The sequence below is a fragment of the Cellulosimicrobium sp. E-16 genome, assembly GCF_049913115.1.
GTDB lineage: Bacteria > Actinomycetota > Actinomycetes > Actinomycetales > Cellulomonadaceae > Cellulosimicrobium.
In genome coordinates this window covers 4,232,484-4,253,600 of record NZ_CP183974.1, presented here as the reverse complement: position 1 = coordinate 4,253,600, position 21,117 = coordinate 4,232,484, and the positions used below count along the sequence as shown (strand labels likewise).

Sequence of the window (21,117 nt, the reverse complement as noted above, 5' to 3'; positions counted from 1 at the left end):
ACGGGCCACGGTAGGGGCTCGGGACGGGCGAGGTCAGCAGTAGAGGTTCGCGCCCGTCGTCGTGCCGAGGATCTGCGCGAAGCGCTGGAACGCGGTGACGCGCGACTGGACCTGCGCCGGGTTGCCGCCGTTGCACTCGATCGAGCCGTTGATCGAGCGGATCGACTCGCCGAAGCCCGCGCCCGAGACGATCGCCTGGTGGCCGGACATCGAACCCGCGCCGGACTGCGTGTTCCAGAACCACAGGCCGGTCTTCCACGCGACGGCCGAGTTCTGCTCCACGAGGTACGGGTTGTTCAGCAGGTCGATGCCGAGCGCGTCACCCGCGGCCTTGTAGTTGTAGTTCCAGCTCAGCTGGACCGGGCCCTTGCCGTAGTACGCGCTCTGGCCCGCGGGGCAGCCGTACGGCTGGGAGTAGTCGCAGTAGTGCGGGTAGTTCGCGGTGTTGATCTCCTTGATGTAGACGAGCCCGCCGGTCTCGTGGTTGACGTTCGCGAGGAAGGCCGCGGCCTCGCGCTTGGCGACCTCGGTGCCGCCCGTCGTCGCGAAGCCCGGGTAGGCCGACAGCGCGTCGACGAGGCCGTGGTAGGAGTAGAACGCGTTCCGGTTCGGGAACATCTGGTTGAACTGCGCCTCGGAGACGACGAAGCCGCTCGGGTTGCCGGGGTTGCCCGGGTTGCCCGGGTCGGTCCCGCCGCCGCAGGCGCCCTGGGTGCGCCAGACGCCCCACTCGCCGGTGGTGCCGGGCGTCTCGCCCTGGGTCCACCAGCCGGCCTTCCAGTTCTGGCCGCCGTGCGAGACGACGGCGCCGCCCAGGTAGACCGCGCCGGAGCTCCACGCGGGTGCGCAGGTCGCGGCGTGCGCCTGCTGCGCCGGGCCGGCGACGGCCCACGAGAGCGCTCCCGCGAGCGTGAGAAGAGCGGCGAGGAGGAGGGCGAGAGGGCGGGACACGGGCCGCTGGGCGACCACGGCGGACGCCGCGGGGGAGGACGACGCCGGAGCTCGGGTGTGCATCGGTGCACCTTTCGTCGGTGGTCGGGTCGGTTCGAGCCTGGCGGCGCCTCACCGTGGTGGACAACCCCCGTACGCAGAACCCCGTACCCGTGGAAGACGCGAGCGTGACCAAGATTCTCCCTCGGCGTGGGGCATGCGGCGGGGTTGACGTCCGGGCTGGGCGGGTGCGAGAGTGTCCGCAACCCGGAAACGTTTCCAGGCTGTCGAGGTCGTCAGTCTGGAAACGTTTCCAGACCGACGGTCCTTCGACGACGAGGTGGACGACAGTGACGTCATCACGCGCCACGCTGATCCAGGTGGCACAGCGGGCCGGGGTCTCCCTGGCCTCGACCTCCCGCGCCCTGCACGGGACGGGCGCGAGCCCGGCGATGGTCGAGCGCGTGCGCGCCGCGGCCACGGAGCTCGGCTACAGCCCGGACGCGATCGGGCGGTCGCTGCGCCTGAAGAAGACGTTCCAGGTCGCGTTCGCCGTCGCCGACATCGGCAACCCCGTCTACGTCGAGATGATGACGGCGATCCACGAGGTCCTCGCGCCGCACGGCTACCGCGTCGTCGTCATGACGACGGGGGACACCACCACCTCGACCGTCGAGCTCGTGCGCAGCCTGTCGAGCGGGTTCGTCGACGCGATGATCCTCAGCCCGCTGCGTACCGACGACGAGCTCGTCGAGGAGATCCGGCAGGCGCCGGTCCCCGTCGTCGTCATCGGCCGCACCCTCGCGGACCGCGGCATCGACTCCGTCTCCACCGACTCGGCGGGCGGCATCGGCGAGGCCGTGCGCCACCTGCTCGGCCTCGGCCGCCGCCGCCTCGCGTTCCTCAACGGCCCGCTCGACACCACGCCCGGCGAGGCACGCCAGCGCGGCTTCGACGCCGCGACGCGCGCCGACGGGTTCGCGGGCGAGCGCGCCGACGCCGTCGTCGCGGCGGACTTCACCGTCGCGGCGGGTCTCGCGGCCACGCGCGCTCTCCTCGACTCCTCCGACGACGGCGCCCGCCCGGACGCGATCGTCGCGGCCAACGACCTGCTCGCCATCGGCGCGATCCGGGCCGTGCGCGAGCGCGGGCTCTCGGTCCCCGAGGACGTCGCGGTGACCGGCATGGACGACACCGAGATCGGCCGCGTGTTCCAGCCCAGCCTCACGAGCGTCTCGCTCGGCTCGACCGAGCGCGGGCGGATCGCCGCAGAGCTCGTGGTCGACCTCGTGGACGGCGACGCGCAGGCCGGGCGCCACACCGCGGTCGGTCCGCGCCTCGTCGTGCGCGAGTCGACCGCCGCGACGCCCGGCGTGGGCGCGCCGGACGGCGCGAGCGGCGCCGTCGGGCACGTCACCACGGCTGCCACGACCGGAGGTGACCGATGAGCGCCCCGACCCTCGCGGGCGACCCGCACGCGGCGGCGGCCCGCCGCCCGGACCGCGGCGCCCCGCGCCGGACGGGCGGCATGGCCCGCGCCAAACGGCGCGAGGCGATCGCGCTCGTCATGCCGTCGCTCCTGCCGATCCTCGTGCTCAGCGTCGCGCCGCTCGTCATGGGCGTCGCGCTCGCGTTCACCGACGCGCGGCTCGTGCGCCACCCGGACTACCAGTTCGTCGGCGTCGACAACTTCGTGCGCCTCGCGGACAACTCGTTCTTCTGGGACTCGTTCCGCATCGGCATGATCTGGGCCGTCTCGGTGACGCTGCTCCAGCTCGTCGCGGCGATGGGCCTCGCGCTCCTGCTCAACTCCGGGCTCCGGCTCCAGGGGCTGACGCGCGTCCTCGCGCTCATCCCGTGGGCCATGCCGCCGGTCGTCGTGGCGATCATGTGGCAGATGATCTACTCGCCCAACGCCGGGCCGCTCAACGCGTTCCTCGGCGCCCTCGGGCTGCCGGACGACATCAACTGGCTCGCCGACTTCTCGACCGCGCTGCCCGCGGTGATCGTCGTCGGCGTCTGGGTCGGCATGCCGCAGACCACGGTGACGCTGCTCGCCGGGCTCCAGCAGATCCCGGAGGAGCTGCACGAGGCCGCCGCGATGGACGGCGCGGGCGCCTGGCGTCGCTTCACCGCCGTGACGCTCCCGAGCCTGCGGCCGATCATCACGTCGATCACGTCGCTGAACTTCATCTGGAACTTCAACTCGTTCTCGCTGGTCTACGTGCTCACCGAGGGCGGGCCGGGTGGCCGGACCATGCTGCCGATGCTCTTCACCTACCTGGAGGCGTTCAAGAACCGGAACATCGGCTACGCCGCCGCGATGGGCGTCGTGCTCGTGGTCGTCGTCGTCCTCCTGCTCGCGATCTACCTGCGGTCGCAGTTCCGCTCCGAGAAGGAGAGCTGACCCGTGCGCGCACTCGTCCGCCCGGCCCAGTACGTGGCCCTCGCGTTCTACATCCTCTTCCTCGGCTTCCCGCTGCTGTGGCTCGTCTCGGCGTCGCTCAAGTCGTCGGGCGAGCTCAACTCGCTGACCGTGAGCCTGATCCCGCAGGACTTCCACTGGGAGAACTACTCGCAGGCGCTCTCGCGGCAGGGCCTCGTGCGCTCGGCGTGGAACAGCGCGATCGTCGCGGTCGTCTCGACGGCGCTCGTCGTCGTCATCGCGCTGCCCGCGTCGTACGTGCTCGCGCGCCTGCGCGGCAAGATCCGCGCGGCGGGCGTCGGCTGGATCCTCGTGAGCCAGGTGTTCCCGGTGATCCTCATCATCCTGCCGCTGTTCCTCATCCTGCGGACCATCGGCCTCACGGACTCGCTCGTCGGGCTCACGCTCGTCCACACCACGTACACCCTGCCGTTCGCGCTGTGGATGATGCAGGGCTACGTCTCCGCGATCCCCGTGGACCTCGAGGAGGCGGGCTCGATGGACGGCGCGAGCCGGTTCACCGTGCTCCGCACGATCGTCTTCCCGCTGCTCATGCCGGGCATCGTCGCGACGGCGATGTTCAGCTTCGTCTCCTCGTGGAACGAGTTCTTCTTCGCGCTCGTCCTGCTCCAGTCGCCCGAGAACTACACGCTGCCCATCACGCTGAAGATGTTCATCGGCGGCGAGGGCAAGGTGGCGCTCGGCCCGCTCGCCGCGGGCTCCGTGCTCGCGGCCATCCCCAGCATCGTCTTCTTCTCGATCATGCAGAAGAAGCTCACCGGCGGGCTGCTGTCCGGCGCCGTCAAGGGCTGACCCGCTGGGCCTCCTCGAACACCCCCAGACCCCCAGAACCGACCCCCACCCCGAAAGGTAGAACCATGAAGACTCGTGGTGCGTCCATCGCCGCATGCCTCACGATCACGACCCTGCTCGTCGCCTCCTGCTCGAGCGGGGGCGGCAGCGAGGACGGCGCCGACGGCGGCCCGGTCACGCTGAAGTTCCAGTCGCTGTCCGACCAGCCGGCCGCCATCGAGGCGACCGAGAAGATCGTCGCGGACTGGAACGAGGCCAACCCCGACGTCCAGGTCGAGATCGTGCCCGCGGGCTGGGACGGGATCTACGACAAGCTCATCACCCAGTTCAACGGCGGCGCCGCGCCGGACATCATCCACTACGAGGCCGCGAGCATCGTGCCCTTCGCCGTGGACGGCTACCTGGCCGACCTGTCCGAGTACATGTCGGACGAGAGGCGCGCCGACATCCCCGAGGGCATCCTCGACTCCGTGACGGTCGACGACCAGGTCATCGCGTACCCGACCGAGCTGCAGTCCTACATGGTGTTCGCCAACAAGACGATGCTCGAGGCCGCCGGCGTCGAGATCCCCACGGGCGACACGATGACGTGGGACGAGCTGCGCGAGATCGCGAAGGCCACCACCAAGGACGGTGCGTACGGTCTCGGGTGGGGGCTCGCGAGCCCGACGGCCGCGTTCATGGCCATGGCACCCGGCTTCGGCGGCCAGTACTTCGAGGGCACCGGCGCGGACGCGAGCATCACCATCGGCGAGGGCGAGATGGCCCTGCCGGAGCTCGTCGACGAGATGGCGCACACGGACAGCACGGTGCTGCCGGTGACGCTCACGCAGTCCGGCTCGGAGACGCTCGCGTCGTTCTACGCGGGCCAGGTCGCCATGACGATCCTGGGCTCGTTCCAGGCCGCGAACATCGCCAACGACGCGCCCGAGGGCTTCGACTGGGTCGTGCTGCCCCCGCTCGAGGGTCCCGACGGCGCCGAGCAGGCCGCCAACCCGCAGACGCTCTCGGTGAACATCGACTCCGAGCACGTCGAGGAGTCCGCGGAGTTCATCGAGTTCTTCACCGACACGGAGAACCTCGCCGCGCTCAACGAGGCGGACGCGCTCATCCCGGCCACGACGTCGGCCCAGGAGGCCATGGCGTCCTCGCTCGGCGACGAGAACGGCTGGTCGACGATCCTCTCGTCCGGTCAGTACCTCACGTCGGCGCCGTACCTGTTCGTCGACGCGTACGCGCAGTGGAAGGACACGGTCGCGACGCCCGCGTACCAGAAGTTCCTCGCCCAGGAGATCGACGCCGACCAGCTCGCGACCGAGCTCGAGGCCGGCTGGGACGAGATCACCAAGTAGCAGGACAAGCGGCGGGGCGGTCGACGGACGACCGCCCCGCCGGGAACCGCGGCCCTCACGGGCCGCACCCGGGCGCGACCCGCGCCGAGAGAGATCGACAGGGAGTGGACCGTGACCTGGCTGGACGACCGAGCGGTGGCAGTGATCACCGGAGCGGCGGTGGGGGACGCGCTGGGGGGCGCCACCGAGGGCTGGACCCCCGAGCAGATCGAGGAGCGCCACGGGGGGCGCGTGACGGGGATCGTGGAGCCCTGGTACCCGAACTGGCAGGACGCGCGTCCGATCGCGCCGTACCACAAGGGTGACGGGCACATCACGGACGACACCCTCATGACGCGCGCGCTCGTGGAGGTGTACGCGAAGCGACGCGAGCACCTCGACGCGTACGCGATGGCCGAGGACCTCGTGCCGCTCATGATCGGCGAGCCGCGCTGGATCCCCGAGCTCGAGTCGACCGCGCTGCTGCTGCAGCGCGTGTTCCTCGCCGAGAAGTGGATCGTCGCGCGCCTGCACTACGGGCACGTGGACCCGCGCGAGGCGGGCGTCGGGAACGTCGTGAACTGCGGCGCCGCGATGTACGTCGCGCCCGTCGGCCTCGCGAACGCCGGCGACCCGCGCGGCGCGTACGCCGAGGCGATCGACCTCACCGGCGCGCACCAGTCGAGCTACGGCCGCGAGGCCGCAGGTGTCTTCGCGGCCATGGTCGCCGCGTCCGTCGCGCCGGGTGCCACGGTCGACGACGTCGTGCACGCCGCGCGCGACCTCGCGCACGACGGCACCGCGGGCGCGCTCCAGGCCGTCGTCGACGCCTTCGACGGCTGGACGACGGCACCCACCACGGACGAGGAGGAGCGCGCGCTCGCCCGGCTGATCCGCGATACGGTCGCGCCGTTCGACTCCGTGGGACCCGCGTACCGGCAGATGTCGATGGACGCGCGCCGCCCGTCGCGCACCAAGTCCATCGAGGAGCTCCCCGCGGCGCTCGGCTTCGTGCTCGGGCACCGCGGCGACTTCCGTGGCGCCGTCCTCGGCGCCGTGAACTACGGGCGCGACGCCGACTCGATCGCCGTCATGGCCGGCGCGGTGTGCGCGGGTCTCGGCGGGACGGCCGTCGTGCCGGACGAGTGGCTCGACGCGATCGAGGAGGCGAGCCGCATGGACGTCCGCGAGACCGGCCGCCTCATGGCGTCCGCGGCGGCGGACATCCTCCGCGCCGACCGGGAGCGCGCCACGTCGCGGCTGCGCGAGCTCGCCGAGCTCGGCGGCGCGCCCGTGGACGGGAGCGGTCTCGGAGTGCCCGACGGCGCCGCGCGGGCGGGTGACCGGGCGTGAGGCTCACGTGGGCCCAGCCCGAGGACCTGCTCGCGCACGAGCTCGTCCAGGCCGCGGCGGAGGGCAAGGACGCCGCGGCGCTCGCGGACGTCCGCGAGCGCTGGGTCACCGCGGGCGGTGACCCCGTCCCCGCGGTGAGCGGGGCCGGTCCCGTCCCCGCGACCCCGGCGCTGCGCGCGCTCGCGCGCGACCTGCTCGTCGAGCTCGACGCGCTCCCCGCGGCGCTCGCGCCGCACGAGCCCGACGACTGGGACGCGATCGTCGCCACGCTCCCGGCGGCGCCCGACCTGCCCGACCGCCCGGGCGCCGTCGGGTCCTCCGCCGGTGCGGCCGTGGGCACAGCCGCCGACGCCGCGTACGCGGACCGCGTGCTCGGGGCGTGGACCGGGCGCGCGGCAGGCTGCCTGCTCGGCAAGCCCGTGGAGAAGATCCCGCGCGCCGGGATCGAGGAGATCCTGCGCGCGACGGGCCGGTGGCCGCTCGACCGCTGGTTCACCGCCGTCGGGCTGCCCGACGACGTCGCCGCGCGCTGGCCGTGGAACCGGCGCAGCGCCCCGACGTCGCTCGAGGAGAACATCGACGGGATGCCGGAGGACGACGACCTCAACTACCCGATCCTGGCGCTCGCCCTGCTGGAGCGGCACGGGCGCGGCTTCACGACGGACGACGTCGCGCAGCTCTGGCTCGACGCGCTGCCCGCGGGCCGCGTGTTCACGGCCGAGCGCGCCGCGTACCGCAACGTCCTCGACGCGCGGCCGGTGCCGGAGACGGCGACGCACCACAACCCGTTCCGGGAGTGGATCGGCGCGCTCATCCGCACGGACGTGCTCGGCTGGGTCTCGCCCGGCGACGTGCGCGAGGCCGCGCGCCTCGCGTGGACGGACGCGCGCCTGAGCCACACGCGCAACGGCGTCTACGGCGCGATGTGGGCGGCCGCGCTCGCGTCGGCGGCCATGGTCGGCGACACGGTGGACGAGGTGCTCGACGCGGCGGACGCCGTCGTGCCGCCGGGCAGCCGGCTGGCCGGCGCGATCCGGCTCGGCCGTGACGCGGGCCGCGACGGCGACGCGTCCGAGGCGGGCGTGCGCGCCGGCCTCGACGCGATCCACGCCGCCTACGGCGACCTGCACTGGGTGCACGTGCTGAACAACGCCGCCGTGATCGCCTACGCGCTCACGGCGGGCCGCGGCGAGGACGGGCGCGGCGACTTCGGCGCGAGCGTCGCGATCGCCGTCACCGCGGGCTGGGACACCGACTCCGCGGGCGCGACGGTCGGCGGCGTGGTGGGTGCGCTGCAGGGCGTCGACGGGATCGGCCCGCAGTGGACGCGCCCGCTCGACGGCCACGTCGCGACCTCGCTGCCCGGCGGCGAGCAGAGGATCGTGGACCTCGCGGCGCGGACGGTCGCGCTCGGGGCGACGCCGGTCGTGGTGGCCGGGGGAGCCGCGCAGGGAGCCACGGAGGGGGCGCGCGCATGAGCACGACGGCGGACGCGGGGCAGGACCCGGCGCACGGCGGGGCGGTATCGGTCCGGTCGGGACGGGTCGTGGTGGTCGGGTCGGCGAACGTCGACCTCGTCGTCGACGTGCCGCGCCACCCCGGCGGCGGCGAGACCATCCTCGGTGGCGACCTCCGCCGCAACCCCGGTGGCAAGGGCGCGAACCAGGCGGTCGGCGCGGCGCGCGCGGGCGGCGCGGACACGACGTTCGTCGGCGCGCTCGGGCACGACGACGCGGCGGACCTGCTGCTCGCGTCGCTCGACCGCGGGGGCGTCCGGACGGACCTCGTCGAGCGCGTCGACGCCCCGACCGGGACGGCCCTCATCACGGTCTCGCCCGACGGGGAGAACGCGATCGTCGTCGCGCCCGGCGCGAACTCGCACGTGACGGTCGGCGCGGCGCAGGCCGAGCGGATCGCCGCGGCGGACGTCGTGCTCGCGCAGCTCGAGGTCCCGCTCGACGTCGTGCGCGCCGCCGCGGCCGCGCGCCGGCCCGGCGCGTTGCTGGTCCTCAACGCGGCGCCGTCGCGCGACCTGCCCGACGACCTCTGGGACACGATCGACGTGCTCGTCGTCAACGAGCACGAGGCGGCGGACCTGGCGGGTCCGACGGAGGGCGAGACCGACCCGAGCAGCCTCGTGAGCCTCCTGCTCCTCCGCGTCCCGGCCGTCGTCGTGACGCTCGGCGGCCGGGGGAGCCTCGTGGCCGAGCACCTGCCCGGCGGGAAGCTGCTCACCGACGTGCCCGCGATCCCCGTCGAGGCCGTCGACACGACCGGCGCGGGCGACACGTTCTGCGGCGTCCTCGCCGCGGCGCTCGCGCGCGGCGCGGACCTGCCCGACGCCGCCCGGCTGGCCGCCGCCGCGGGCGCGCTCGCCGTGACCCGGCCCGGAGCGCAGGATGCCGTGCCCGACGCGGCGGACGTCGTCGCGCTCGCGCGGCGGGCCGAGGACTCCGCCCGACCGACCTGAGCCTGTTCACCGCACGACCGAGCGCGGGCCCGCCCGCCGAGGGAAAGGCACCATGACGTACACGTTCGACCCGCTCGTCCCGCGTCCGATCGACAAGCCGACCGAGGTCGCGCTCGACGGGCCCCTCACGCCCGAGCAGTCGCTCGCGCTCGACGAGGCGAAGATCTTCGTCGGCCCGGCCGACCCCGCCGACCGCCCGGCGTGGCGCGAGCGCCTCGCCGCGTGGCGCGACGACGCGCGCCGCCGGCACGGGTACACGGGCGCCGCGTACGACCGCCCGGACGCGGCGTGGGCCGCAGGGTGCTCGACGGTCGCGCAGGTGTGGCTGTGGGACGAGCTGCTGTACTCGTTCGAGGAGCACCGGTTCACGCCCGAGCGGTTCCTCGCGGATGCGCGCGAGCGGTTCGGCGGCCTGGACGCCGTCGTGCTGTGGCACGCGTACCCCGTGATCGGGATCGACGAGCGCAACCAGTGGGACTTCTACCGCGACGTCCCAGGGATCGTCGACCTCGTGCGGACCTTCCACGACGCGGGGCTCCACGTGTTCGTCGACTACAACCCGTGGGACGTCGGCACGCGGCGCGGGGACGACGACCTCACCGAGCTCGCGGCCGTCGTGCGCGACCTCGGTGCCGACGGCGTCTTCCTCGACACCCTGAAGAAGGCCGAGCCGGAGCTCGTTGCGCGGCTCGAGGCCGCGCGGCCCGGCATCGTGCTCGAGGGGGAGTCGAAGCTCCCGGTCGAGCGCATCGAGGACCACTCGTCGTCGTGGGCGCAGTTCTTCGCCGACTCGCCCGTGCCGGGCGTGCTGCGCGCGCACTGGTACGAGCGCCGGCACATGCAACACCACGTGCGCCGCTGGCACCGCGACCACTCCGAGGAGCTCCAGTCCGCGTGGCTCAACGGCGTGGGCGTCATGGTGTGGGAGGTCGTGTTCGGCGTGTGGGTCGGCTGGTCGCGGCGCGACGCCGCGACGGTCAAGCGCCTCGTCACGGTCCAGCGCGCCGCGCGACCCCTGCTGCTGGAGGGGGTGTGGACGCCCCTCACCGAGCTTGCCCCCGAGGCGGAGGAGGCGGGGGTCTACGCGTCGCGCTGGGACCTCGACGGCGTGACCTTGTGGACGCTGGTGAACCGAGGCGCCTCTGACTACGCTGGCCCCCTCCTCCCGCCCGACCCGTCCGACCCGGCCTCCCGCCGAACCCGGGGTTCCGCGTCAGCGGACGCCTCCGGTGACGCGCAACCCGGGGTTCGGCAGGCCGTGGATGACACGCAACCCCGGGTTCGGCGCGGCGAGGGGATCGACGGCGTCGTCCGCGTGCCCGCGCGGGGGATCGCCGCGGTGCTGCACGTGGCCGACGGCGTCGCCGAGCCCGCGTGGCTGGCGCACCTGCGCGATGTCGTCGGCTCGCTCGACACGGCCGCGCCGCACGCACCCGACGCGAGGTTCCCGCACCGGATCGCGCGGCGTCTCGCACCCGGTGCCGAGGCCCTCGTGGCGCGCGGGGCGACGGGCGCGCCCGGGGCGGGCGCCGTCGTCGTCCCCGCGGGACCGTACGTGCTGACCGTCCGGTACCGCGCGCGCGAGACCGGGATGTACCAGGGCGCGCCGTACGTGGACGAGTGGAAGCCGCTGCCGCCGCGCCTGCACGACGCGCGGACCCTCCAGCGCGACGGCGACCTCGCCGCGCCGGTCGCGGTCGGGGGCGACGTGACGAACGCGGAGTTCGCGGAGTTCCTCGCGGCCACCGGGTACGAGCCCGCGGTCGCGCACCGCTTCCTCGCGCACTGGCCGGACGGGCGTCCCGCGCCCGGCACGGAGGACGAGCCCGTGACGTTCGTCGACCTCGACGACGCGCGCGCGTACTGCGCGTGGCGCGGCGGGCGCCTGCCCACCGAGGACGAGTGGCAGCTCGCGGCCGAGCAGCCCGGCTGGACGCGCCGCGAGCCCGCCGTGTGGAGCTGGACGGGATCCGAGCACTCCGACGGCCGCACGCGGTTCGTCATGCTCAAGGGCGGCAGCGACTACCGCGCCGAGGGCTCCGACTGGTACGTCGAGGGTGGGCGCCACGCCCCGGACTACGCGGTCAAGCTCCTCGTCCCCGGCCTGGGGCTCGCGCGCGGCGCGACCGTCGGGTTCCGCTGCGCGTGGGACCTCGCCGCCGACCAGCCCGCCGAGGAGGTGACGGCATGACGGACGCACCGCGCGTCTCGCGCGACCCCGCCGCGGGCGCGCTCGCGGGCCTACGCGTCGTGGACGCCTCGACGCTGTTCGCCGGGCCCATGGCGGCGATGCACCTCGGCGACCTCGGCGCCGACGTCGTCAAGGTGGAGCACCCCACGAAGCCCGACCCGTCGCGCACGCACGGCGCCGCGAAGGACGGCGTGAACCTGTGGTGGAAGACGCTCGGGCGCAATAAGCGCACCGTCACGGTGAACCTCGGGAGCGACGGCGGCCGCGAGGTCTTCCTCGCGCTCGTCGCCGACGCGGACGTCGTCATCGAGAACTTCCGGCCCGGCACGCTCGAGCGCTGGGGCCTCGGCTACGACGAGCTGTCCGCGCGCAACCCGCGGCTCGTGCTCGCGCGCGTGAGCGGGTTCGGGCAGGTCGGGCCGTACCGCACCCGCCCCGGGTTCGGGACGCTCGCCGAGGCGATGAGCGGGTTCGCGGCGATGACGGGCGAGCCCGACGGCCCGCCGACGCTCCCGCCGTTCGGGCTCGCCGACGGCGTCGCGTCGCTCGCGACCGCGTTCGCCGTCATGGTCGCGCTGTCCACGCGCGAGCGCACCGGGCACGGGCAGGTCGTCGACACGGCGATCATCGAGCCGATCCTCGCGATGCTCGGGCCGCAGATCACGCGCTGGGACCAGCTCCGCACCGTGCAGCCGCGCACCGGCAACCGCTCCGCGAACAACGCGCCGCGCAACACGTACCGCACGCGCGACGGGCAGTGGGTCGCGGTGTCGACGTCGGCGCAGTCCATCGCCGAGCGCGTCCTGCGCCTCGTCGGGCGCCCCGAGATCGTCGACGAGCCGTGGTTCGCAAGCGGCGTCGAGCGTGCGCAGCACGCCGACCTGCTCGACGAGGCCGTGGGCGGCTGGATCGCGCAGCGCACGCGCGACGAGGTCGTCGCGGCGTTCGAGGAGGCGCAGGCCGCTGTCGCGCCGATCTACGACGCGCAGGACATCGTCGACGACCCGCAGTTCCGCGCGCTCGGCACGATCCACGAGATCGAGGACCCGGAGCTCGGGCCGATGCTCATGCAGGGCCCGCTGTTCCGGATGTCCGGGAACGACGGCGTCATCCGCTTCACGGGCCGCGCGCACGGCGCCGACACCGACGCCGTGCTCGGCGAGCTCGGGTTCGCGCCCGAGCGCGTCGCCGAGCTGCGGGCGGAGGGGGCGGTATGACCGACCCCCGCACCACGCCGCCGCTCACGTTGCTGTACGTGCCCGCGGACCGGCCCGACCGGGTCGCGAAGGCGCTCGAGTCCGCGGCCGACGTCGTGCTCGTGGACCTGGAGGACGCCGTCGCGCCGGCGCGCAAGGACGAGGCGCGGGGGAACGCCGTCGGGCTGCTGGACGAGGCCGCCGCGGTGCGAGGGGTCCAGGTGCGGGTCAACCACCCCGCGACGCCCTGGCACGCCGACGACGTCGCGGCGCTCGGAGGGCTGCCGCTCGCGGTCGGGGCCCGTGTGCCCAAGGTCGAGTCGGCCGACGAGGTGCGCGCGCTCGCGGCGGCGCTGCCCGGGCGGGCGCTGCACCTGCTGGTCGAGTCGGCGCTCGGGGTCGAGCGCGCGTTCGAGCTCGCGACGGCGTCGCCGCAGGTCGCGTCGCTCGGGCTCGGCGAGGCGGACCTCCGCTCCGACCTGCGGGTCGACGACGAGGCGGGGCTCGCGTGGGCACGGAGCCGGGTCGTCGTGGCTGCCCGGGCGGCGGGGCTGCCCTCGCCCGCGATGTCCGCGTACACGCACGTGCGCGACCTCGACGGGCTCGCCGCGTCGTGCCGCGTCGGCCGCGCGCTCGGGTTCTGCGGCCGCACCGCGATCCACCCGCGCCAGCTCGACACGATCCGCGACGCGTTCCTCCCGACCCCGGACGAGGTGGACCGCGCGCGCGAGGTCGTCGAGCGCGTGGGCGACGCCGCGGCGTCGGGCACGGGCGTCGTCGCGCTCGCGGACGGCACGTTCCTCGACGTCGCGATGGTCGAGCGAGCCCGCACGGTGCTGGCACTAGGGGACCGTCGCCCGGGCTAGCGCGGCCGAGGCGCGCGCCGCGCCGAGAACGACCCTCCTCCCGGTCGAGCACGATCTTGCTGTCGTCATCGGCCTTTTCACGACAGCAACGTCGTGCTCGGCGGGAAGAGGGAGGGGGAGGGGGCAGCACATCACCGGATCTCGACGAGGAGACACGATGGACGCAGCACGACGGCCGCACCGACGGCCCGGGACGACGGCGGTCGGGACCGCGCTGGCCCTCGCCGTCGGGCTGGGCGGGCTGGGGCTCGCGCTGCCCGCGACGGCCGCGGAGCAGGGCACGGTCGAGCCGGGGCGGGTCGCCGACTCGGCGGCCGGGCCGATCGACTACACGGTCTACCTGCCGCCCGGCTACGACGACGGCGAGCAGGAGTACCCGACGCTCTACCTGCTGCACGGGCGCGGGGACACGCAGGCCGCGTGGCAGCAGGTCACGGGGGACCTGGACGAGCTCATCGGGTCGGGCGAGATCCAGCCGATGGTGGTCGTCATGCCGGACGCGCCGTGGAACGACCGCGGCTCCTGGTACACGGACTCGCTCTATGCCGGGGACGCGACGGGCGCCGGTGCCGGCACCGCCGTCGAGACGGCGTTCACGCGCGACCTCGTCGCGCACGTCGACGCCACGTACCGCACGGTCGAGGACCGCGAGGCGCGCGCCGTCGGGGGCTACTCCATGGGTGGCGCGGGCGCGCTGCGGTTCACGCTCGCGCACCAGGACACCTTCTCCGCGGGCATCGTCCTGAGCCCCGCGGTCTACGTGCCGCAGCCGCCCGCGGACTCCTCCGCGCGGGACCACGGCGCCTACGGCGTCGGGACCGCGCCGTTCGACGCCGACCGGTACACGGAGCTGTCCTACCCTGCGGCGCTCGCGGCGCTCGACCCGGCGCTCCCGGTGCACCTGTTCGTCGCCGTCGGCGACGACGAGTGGGCCAACCCCGACCCCGCCGAGGCCACGCACGACATCGACTTCGAGTCCGCGCGCCTCTACAACCAGGCGCGCCGCGTCCCGGGCGTGACGGCCGAGCTGCGCGTGCTCGACGGCGGGCACGACTGGGACGTCTGGCGGCCCGCCTTCCGCGAGGGGGTCGTCGACGTCTCGTCGCGGCTGCGCACGACGCCCGCGACCCCGTGGGACGCGGACCTGCTCGGGTCGGCGGGCGACGACCGCGCGGGCGGTGCCACGGCACTGCCCGACGGCGGGACCGCCGTCGCGCTGAACCTCGCCGGGGCGTGGGACGGGTACGAGCCCGCGGGCGGGCTGGACACGGTGGTCGTGCGGCGCGACGCCGCGGGCGCCGAGGTCTGGCGGCACGCGGTCGCGACGGGCGCGGACGACCGGGCCTACGGCGTCGTGCCGGGCGCCGACGGCGGCGTGCTCGTCGCGGGGTACACGAAGGGGGACCTCGACGGCGCGCACGCGGGCGCGACGCGCGACGACGGGTTCGTCGCGGCCGTGACCGCCGACGGCGAGCGGGCGTGGACGCTGCAGACGGGCGACCCGGGAGCGGCCGACCGCTTCTACACCGTCGCGTCCGACGGCGCGGGCGGCGCGTACGTCGCCGGGTACACGAGCGGCAGGGTCGGTGACGTCCCGAGCGCGGGGGACAAGGACGCGCTCCTGGGCCGGGTCTCCGCCGACGGCGAGCTGCTGTGGCTGCGCCAGGTCGGCGGCCCCGGCGAGGACAAGGCGCTCGCGGTCGCGGCGTCGCCCGACGGCGCGGTGTACGTGGGCGGGGTGTCGGGCGGCGGGATGCCCGGGGCCGAGCACGCGGGCGCCAACGACGGCTGGGTCGCGCGCTACGACGCCGACGGCGGGCAGGAGTGGCTGCGGGCCGTGGCGACGAGCGAGAACGACCAGGTCAACGGGCTCGTGGCGCGCTCGGACGGGTCGGTCGTCGTGGTCGGGCACACGCGCGGCGCGCTCGGCGAGGACGGGAACCTCGGGGACAACGACGTCGTGGTGCGGGCGTTCGACCCCGCGGGCGAGGTCCTGTGGACGACGCAGGTCGGCACGTCGACCGACGACCGCGGCGTGACGGGCGTTCTCGGCGCCGACGACGCGGTGCTCGTCGTCGGCACGACGTACGGCGCGCTGGGCACGGCCGTCGGCGGGGTGGACGTCGTGACGTTCCCCGTCGCGGCCGACGGCACCCCCGGCGAGGCGACGCAGACCGGCTCGCGCGAGCGCGACGGCGCCGACGAGTGGGACGACGCGAACCTGTTCGCGACCCCGGCCCCGGCCTCCTTCGGGCCGGCCTCGGCCGACTCAGCCGGCACGACCGGCGAGGGAGCGGCGCTGCTCACCGGGCTCACGTACGGCGCCCCCGCGGGCACGACCAACGCGGGCGCCGCGGACGTGTTCGTCGCGCGCGTGCCGTGGGACGCCGTCGTGCCGGGTTCCGGACCGGGCGAGCCGCCGCTGACCGCGACCGCCGAGACGCGGTGCCTGGCCGGAAAGGCCTACGTCGCGGTGCGCGCCACGAGCACGGCGGACGCGCCCGTCGACGTCGAGCTCGCCACGCCGTACGGCACGCGGGTGGTCGCGGACGTCCCCCCGGGGGCGAGCGCCTACCAGTCGTTCCCCGTCCGCGCCGCGACCGTCGCCGCGGGCGAGGCGACCGTCACCGCGGAGGGTCGCTCCGCCGTCGTCCCGTACGACGCGCTCACCTGCGGCTGACCGCCGAGCACGACCGTGCGCGCTGTCGAGCACGACTTGGGGGTCGTTGTCGGCCAGATGACGACCCCCAGGTCGTGTTCGGCGCGGGGCGGCCGGGGCGGTCAGCAGGTGAGGTGGTCGCCCGTCGTGGTGCCGACGATCTCCACGTAGTGGCGGAAGAGGCGGACGCGGTTGTTCATCTGGCGAGGGTTGCCGCCCTCGCACTCGAGGGGGCCGTTGATGGACCGGATGGTCTCGGCGAAGCCGTGCTCGCCGACGATCGCGTCGTGGCACGTCATCGACGCGGTGCCGGGCTGCGTGTTCCAGTACCAGAGCGCGGTCTGCCACGCGACGGTCGGGTCCTGCTCGACGAGCCACGGGTCGGCGAGGAGGTCGATCCCCAGTGCCTCGCCGGCCGCCCGGTAGTTGAAGTTCCAGGAGAGCTGGAGCGGGCCGCGGCCGTAGTAGGCGTCCTGCCCGGCCGGGCACCCGTACGGCTGGGCGGGGTCGCAGTAGTGCGGGTAGTTCGCGGTGTTCACCTCGACGACGTGCACCAGCCCGTGCGTCTCGTGGCTCACGTTCGCGAGGAACGCCGCCGCCTCGCGGCGGGCCACCCGGTCGCCGCCGGTCGTCGCGAACCCGGGGTACGCGGCCGTCGCGGCGACGAGCCCGGCGTACGTGTAGAAGGGGTTCCGCTCCGGGAACATCGCGTCGAACTGCTGCTCGGTCACGACGAACGTCGGCGCGCGGTCCGGCGCCGGCGGCGAGGCGTGCGTCGTCGGGATGAGCGAGGGCGTGGGGTCGGCCATGGGGTCCTCTTCGTCGGCGGCGGACCGCGACGTCGCGGCCGTGACCACCCTACGTGATTCGTGAGGAGACCTGCTTAATATCCGGGCGGCGGCGGAGGTGCGCCACACCGCTCGTTCGAGCACGACACCACCCGCCCACGAGCACGACACGAGGGCCGCCATCGACTCGATGACGACCCTCATGTCGTGCTCGGCGGGACCGGCGGTCAGGACGTCAGCCGCACGTCGTCTCCGGGTAGGCCGCCGTGCCCTTCGTCTGGACGCCCTGGCCGTCGACGTTCTTGTACGCGACGAGCGTCACCTCGCCCGCGTCGAGCGACTTGCCCTTGACCGAGAACGTCTTCTCGACCGTCTCCCCGGCGGGGATCTTCGTGAACTTGTGCTCGCCCGAGACCGTCGTCACCCGGACGTCGATCGGCACCGTGTCGGTGTTCGTCACCGAGGTGGTCAGCCAGAGCTGCTTGCCCGCCGCCTTGCACGACGGCGTCGCCGTGCCCGTGAAGAGGACGCTCGTGGACCCCGGCTCGGCGCCGATCGTGGCCGCCGTCGCGGACTGGTCGAACGACGCGTTGCCGTAGGTCGCGAACCAGCCCCGTGCCGTCGCGAAGTCGTCCGTGAAGGCCCGCGACAGGAGCAGCAGGAGCCGCGCCTTCACGGCCGTGAGGTCGCCGCCCGGGAGGATGCCGGTCCCGCCCCCGTACGACGACCCCGACCCGGTGCGCGTCGTCGAGACGAACCACACGCCCTTGTCCCGGATCGCCGCGGTGCGGGCCTGGCTCATCGCGGACGAGATGCCGCCCGCGCCGGTGCCCGCGGTGACGATGCCCTTGACCCCCGCGTTCGCGAACGCCGCGACACCCTCACCGCCTGCCTGCTGGTAGGACGTGACGATCTCGACGCGCGGGAGGGTCTTCGCGTCGACCGTCGCGACGTCGAACGGCGTGAACCACTCCTCGGTGTCGCACGCCAGCACGCGCGCCGGCGCGCGGCCCAGCGTGATGTTGTCGCCGTCGATCCAGCCGAGCACGCCGTACTCGCGCGTCTGGAACGTGTCCGTGCGGTACGAGTTCGACTTGGTGACCTCGCGGGCCGCCTGGATCTCGTCGTTGAGCATGAGCACGGTGCCGAAGCAGAACGTCTGCTGCGACGCCGCGACCTTGATCGCGTTGTACAGGTTCGCGGGCGCGTCCGTGCCGAACACGAGGCTCGAGTCCGGCCCGTCGCCCGACCCCCACGGGCGCATCGAGCCGGACGTGACGACGGGCTTGCGCGACTGGACCGTGAGGTCGAGCCAGTACGCGAACTCCTCCTGCGTGTCCGTCCCGGTCGTCACGACGACGGCGTCCGCCGTCTCGAGCTGCTTCTCCACCTCGAGCGTGAGCGCGTGGAACTGCTCCATCGAGTAGCCGGACGACCCGGCGTTGCCGAACTGGACGGCCGTGACGTCGGCGACGGCGTCGAGCTCCGGGCGCAGCGTGTCGAGCATGTCCTCCATGAGGTACGTGCCGGCGCGATAGCTCGTGAACGTGTCGCGGCCGGTCGCCTTGCCGGCCATGGTGCCGCCGGTCGCGACGACGACGACCTTCGGCTTCTCCGCGGCGGCGGTCGCCGTCGCGGTCGTGTACTGCGCGGACGTGATGCCGAGCGGGTTGGCCGGGGCCGTCCCGGCGGCGAGCAGCGGTGCCGCGGCGCCCTCGGCGCGTGCGGCGGCGGCCGACGCCCGGGAGTCGGCGACGGTGTACGCGACCGTCGCCGCGAGGGCCGCGCACGCCAGGACGAGCGCGACGACGGCCGCGACGGCGCGGCCGGACAGGGTCAGGGTGAACGTTCTCAACAGGGGGCCTTCCGTCGGGGGAACATCTGGCCCGCCCGACGCTAGGGACCGTGTGTTGCCTGATGGTTGCCTGTGCGTAAGAAGTACTCGCGTACCGGATCGCTCCGTCGGTACGCGCGGAGGCCCGCCGCGTCGCGCCGGTTGACCCGCGCACGCCGCGGGTCCAGCCTGGCGGGAGGGGCCGGCGCCGGTCCGGCCCGGTCAGGAGCGGTCATGGACGATCGCGACGCCGCCCTCCTGCGGGCGCACGAGCACGCCGCCGCGTGGCTCGACTCCCTCGCGACGCGGCCCGTCCCGCCGCGGGCGACCGTGGCCGAGGTCGTCGCGGCGCTCGGCACCGACCTTCCCGACGGTCCGACGCGGGCCGCGGACGTCGTCGACCTCCTCGCCACGGCGTGCGGGCCCGGCCTCACGGCGATGCCGTCCGGCCGCTTCTACGGCATGGTCATCGGCGGGAGCCACCCCGCGGCGCTCGCGGCCGACTGGCTCACGAGCGCGTGGGACCAGAACTCCGCGCTGCGCACGGTGACCCCGGCCCACACCGCCGTCGAGGACGTGACGAGCGCGTGGCTGCTCGACCTGCTCGGGCTGCCCGCCACGGGCGCGGTCGGGTTCGTCACCGGCGCGACGACCGCGAACTTCACGGCGCTCGCCGCGGCACGGGGCGAGGTCCTGCGGCGTGCCGGGTGGGACGTGCGCCGCGACGGGCTGACCGGGGCGCCGCGCGTCCGCGTGCTCGTGGGTGCCGAGCGGCACGAGTCGGTCGACCTCGCGCTGTCCTACCTCGGGCTCGGCGCGCCCGAGGTCGTGGTCGCCGACGACCAGGGCCGCATCTCGGTCGCCGCGCTGGAGGAAGCCCTGACCGACCCCGCCTCTCCCTCGACAGGTGGGACCGGGGGCCCGACGATCGTCGTGCTCCAGGCGGGCAACGTGCACTCCGGGGCGTTCGACCCGTTCGCCGCCGCGGTCGAGGTCGCGCACCGGCACGGCGCGTGGGTGCACGTCGACGGCGCGTTCGGGCTCTTCGCCGCCGCGTCGCCGTCGTACCGGCACCTCGTCGCGGGGTACGAGGCAGCGGACTCGTGGGCGACCGACGCGCACAAGACGCTCAACGTCCCGTACGACTGCGGGCTCGCGATCGTCGCCGACCCGGCACCGCTGCGCGCGGCGATGGGGATGCACGGCGACTACCTCATCCAGAGCGACACGGGCGACCCGCTCGACAAGGTGCCGGAGCTGTCGCGCCGCGGTCGCGCGTTCGCGGTGTGGGCGGTGCTGCGCGCGCTGGGGCGCTCGGGCGTCGCGGACCTCGTCGAGGGCTTCTGCCGGCACGCGACGACCTTCGCGGAGGGGATGCGCGCGCTCGACGGCGCGGTCGTGCTCAACGACGTCGTCTTCACCCAGGTCTGCGCGGCGTTCGGCGACGACGCGCGGACGCAGGACGTCGTGCGCCGCGTGCTCGACGACGGCACGGCCTGGATGTCCGGGTCGCGCTGGCACGACCGCGCGGTGCTGCGCGTGTCGGTGAGCTCGTGGGCGACGACGGACGACGACGTCCGGGTGAGCCTCGACGCCCTGCGCCGCGCCGCGTCGTCGGGCTGAGGCTTAGCGTCCCGCGCCGGGGCACGGCGGCGGACGCAGGCGCGGCGCCTACACTCGCTGCCGTGCCGACCGCCGAGGACCTCGCCGCCGCCGTCCGCGCGCGTGCCGAGGGGACGCCGTACCGGATCGTCGACGAGCGACCGGACGGGTTCGAGCTGCGGCTCGACCGCCCGGACGCGGCGTGGTGGCGGATCTTCTCGCACAGCTACTACGCGACGCTCGTCACCCACGAGGTGCGCGTCCTGCCGGACGGGCTGCGGGTCGAGCTCACCGACCTCGTGCGGCGCACCCACTGGGCTCTCGACGCGGACGGGCGGTTCGTCGAGCCCGAGCGGGGCTGGGTGCGGTCCGTCTCGCGCGGGACCATCCGTTCGACGTTCACGGCGTCGGTCGTCGACGAGGGGTCGGGGGCGCGGACGCGCGTCCTCTTCGACACGGCGGCCGGGCGCCGGATCGTCACCGAGGCGGCCCAGGGCCTCGGCATGAGCGTGGGCGCGTCGGCCGGGAGCCGCGCCGCGACGATCGTCGGCCTCGTGGCGGCGGGCGTCGGGCTGGCCGTCGCGCTCGGCGCGGTGGTCCTCGCGCTCACCGTCGGCCGGGGCTGACGGCCCGACCCGCGACTGCCCCGGCACGGCGCG

The 21,117-nt window shown here is 74.4% G+C and carries 16 protein-coding genes; 13 read left to right on the top strand and 3 right to left on the bottom strand.

Annotated elements, in window-relative coordinates; translation table 11 throughout:
• Positions 1 to 33: 33 nt before the first annotated feature.
• On the bottom strand, positions 34 to 1,014 hold the full coding sequence (locus tag ACN9MS_RS18700) for a glycoside hydrolase family 19 protein (protein WP_426309893.1): 981 nt from the start codon (positions 1,012 to 1,014) through the stop codon (positions 34 to 36).
• Positions 1,015 to 1,280: 266 nt separating this feature from the next.
• Here ACN9MS_RS18700 and ACN9MS_RS18695 point away from each other — a divergent pair, with 266 nt between their 5' ends.
• The 11 genes from ACN9MS_RS18695 (at position 1,281) to ACN9MS_RS18645 (ending at position 16,255) form a co-directional block, all read left to right on the top strand.
• Positions 1,281 to 2,378, top strand: coding sequence for a LacI family DNA-binding transcriptional regulator (locus tag ACN9MS_RS18695; protein WP_426309892.1), 1,098 nt, complete (start codon positions 1,281 to 1,283; stop codon positions 2,376 to 2,378).
• Complete coding sequence (locus ACN9MS_RS18690) at positions 2,375 to 3,337, top strand: carbohydrate ABC transporter permease (RefSeq protein ID WP_426309891.1); 963 nt, start codon at positions 2,375 to 2,377, stop codon at positions 3,335 to 3,337. Before ACN9MS_RS18695 ends, ACN9MS_RS18690 begins: the two co-directional genes overlap by 4 nt.
• Positions 3,338 to 3,340: 3 nt before the next feature.
• The gene (locus ACN9MS_RS18685; RefSeq protein WP_426309890.1) at positions 3,341 to 4,168 is read left to right on the top strand and encodes a carbohydrate ABC transporter permease; all 828 of its coding nucleotides are present in this window, start codon (positions 3,341 to 3,343) and stop codon (positions 4,166 to 4,168) included.
• A 65-nt stretch (positions 4,169 to 4,233) separates the two neighbouring features.
• On the top strand, positions 4,234 to 5,520 hold the full coding sequence (locus tag ACN9MS_RS18680) for an ABC transporter substrate-binding protein (protein ID WP_426309889.1): 1,287 nt from the start codon (positions 4,234 to 4,236) through the stop codon (positions 5,518 to 5,520).
• A gap of 135 nt (positions 5,521 to 5,655) precedes the next feature.
• The gene (locus ACN9MS_RS18675) at positions 5,656 to 6,852 is read left to right on the top strand and encodes an ADP-ribosylglycohydrolase family protein (RefSeq protein WP_426309888.1); all 1,197 of its coding nucleotides are present in this window, start codon (positions 5,656 to 5,658) and stop codon (positions 6,850 to 6,852) included.
• Positions 6,849 to 8,330, top strand: coding sequence for an ADP-ribosylglycohydrolase family protein (locus ACN9MS_RS18670; protein WP_426309887.1), 1,482 nt, complete (start codon positions 6,849 to 6,851; stop codon positions 8,328 to 8,330). Before ACN9MS_RS18675 ends, ACN9MS_RS18670 begins: the two co-directional genes overlap by 4 nt.
• A complete protein-coding gene (locus ACN9MS_RS18665) occupies positions 8,327 to 9,322 on the top strand; it encodes a ribokinase (protein WP_426309886.1) in 996 nt (331 codons plus the stop codon). The genes ACN9MS_RS18670 and ACN9MS_RS18665 overlap by 4 nt, the downstream gene beginning before the upstream one ends.
• A 52-nt stretch (positions 9,323 to 9,374) precedes the next feature.
• On the top strand, positions 9,375 to 11,513 hold the full coding sequence (locus tag ACN9MS_RS18660; RefSeq protein WP_426309885.1) for an SUMF1/EgtB/PvdO family nonheme iron enzyme: 2,139 nt from the start codon (positions 9,375 to 9,377) through the stop codon (positions 11,511 to 11,513).
• Positions 11,510 to 12,730 (top strand): CaiB/BaiF CoA transferase family protein, encoded by a 1,221-nt coding sequence (locus ACN9MS_RS18655; RefSeq protein ID WP_426309884.1) that lies wholly within the window; start codon positions 11,510 to 11,512, stop codon positions 12,728 to 12,730. The genes ACN9MS_RS18660 and ACN9MS_RS18655 overlap by 4 nt, the downstream gene beginning before the upstream one ends.
• The gene (locus tag ACN9MS_RS18650) at positions 12,727 to 13,575 is read left to right on the top strand and encodes an HpcH/HpaI aldolase/citrate lyase family protein (RefSeq protein WP_426309883.1); all 849 of its coding nucleotides are present in this window, start codon (positions 12,727 to 12,729) and stop codon (positions 13,573 to 13,575) included. The genes ACN9MS_RS18655 and ACN9MS_RS18650 overlap by 4 nt, the downstream gene beginning before the upstream one ends.
• A gap of 157 nt (positions 13,576 to 13,732) precedes the next feature.
• Complete coding sequence (locus ACN9MS_RS18645; protein WP_426309882.1) at positions 13,733 to 16,255, top strand: alpha/beta hydrolase-fold protein; 2,523 nt, start codon at positions 13,733 to 13,735, stop codon at positions 16,253 to 16,255.
• Between the two features lie 101 nt (positions 16,256 to 16,356).
• On the opposite strand, the gene ACN9MS_RS18640 is transcribed toward ACN9MS_RS18645, so the two are convergent.
• Positions 16,357 to 17,226 carry a chitinase gene (locus tag ACN9MS_RS18640; RefSeq protein WP_426309881.1) on the bottom strand — a complete coding sequence of 290 codons (870 nt, stop codon included), beginning with the start codon at positions 17,224 to 17,226 and terminating at the stop codon, positions 16,357 to 16,359.
• 31 nt (positions 17,227 to 17,257) lie between these two features.
• Entirely contained in the window at positions 17,258 to 18,877 is a 1,620-nt protein-coding gene (locus ACN9MS_RS18635; RefSeq protein WP_426309880.1) for an asparaginase, read from the bottom strand.
• 213 nt (positions 18,878 to 19,090) lie between these two features.
• Between ACN9MS_RS18635 and ACN9MS_RS18630 the strand changes: the two genes are divergently transcribed.
• Both ACN9MS_RS18630 and ACN9MS_RS18625 read left to right on the top strand, forming a co-directional pair.
• On the top strand, positions 19,091 to 20,479 hold the full coding sequence (locus ACN9MS_RS18630) for a pyridoxal phosphate-dependent decarboxylase family protein (protein ID WP_426309879.1): 1,389 nt from the start codon (positions 19,091 to 19,093) through the stop codon (positions 20,477 to 20,479).
• Between the two features lie 62 nt (positions 20,480 to 20,541).
• Positions 20,542 to 21,084 carry a hypothetical protein gene (locus ACN9MS_RS18625; protein WP_426309878.1) on the top strand — a complete coding sequence of 181 codons (543 nt, stop codon included), beginning with the start codon at positions 20,542 to 20,544 and terminating at the stop codon, positions 21,082 to 21,084.
• Positions 21,085 to 21,117: the final 33 nt, after the last annotated feature.

What these genes read in the sequence shown, in the direction of transcription:
- ACN9MS_RS18630 (WP_426309879.1), top strand. Translation starts at nt 19,091, where the DNA reads ATGGACGATCGCGACGCCGCCCTCCTGCGGGCGCACGAGCACGCCGCC.
- ACN9MS_RS18680 (WP_426309889.1), top strand. Translation starts at nt 4,234, where the DNA reads ATGAAGACTCGTGGTGCGTCCATCGCCGCATGCCTCACGATCACGACC.
- ACN9MS_RS18665 (WP_426309886.1), top strand. Translation starts at nt 8,327, where the DNA reads ATGAGCACGACGGCGGACGCGGGGCAGGACCCGGCGCACGGCGGGGCG.
- ACN9MS_RS18690 (WP_426309891.1), top strand. Translation starts at nt 2,375, where the DNA reads ATGAGCGCCCCGACCCTCGCGGGCGACCCGCACGCGGCGGCGGCCCGC.
- ACN9MS_RS18700 (WP_426309893.1), bottom strand. Translation starts at nt 1,014, where the DNA reads ATGCACACCCGAGCTCCGGCGTCGTCCTCCCCCGCGGCGTCCGCCGTG.
- ACN9MS_RS18645 (WP_426309882.1), top strand. Translation starts at nt 13,733, where the DNA reads ATGGACGCAGCACGACGGCCGCACCGACGGCCCGGGACGACGGCGGTC.
- ACN9MS_RS18660 (WP_426309885.1), top strand. Translation starts at nt 9,375, where the DNA reads ATGACGTACACGTTCGACCCGCTCGTCCCGCGTCCGATCGACAAGCCG.
- ACN9MS_RS18650 (WP_426309883.1), top strand. Translation starts at nt 12,727, where the DNA reads ATGACCGACCCCCGCACCACGCCGCCGCTCACGTTGCTGTACGTGCCC.
- ACN9MS_RS18640 (WP_426309881.1), bottom strand. Translation starts at nt 17,226, where the DNA reads ATGAGGGTCGTCATCGAGTCGATGGCGGCCCTCGTGTCGTGCTCGTGG.
- ACN9MS_RS18655 (WP_426309884.1), top strand. Translation starts at nt 11,510, where the DNA reads ATGACGGACGCACCGCGCGTCTCGCGCGACCCCGCCGCGGGCGCGCTC.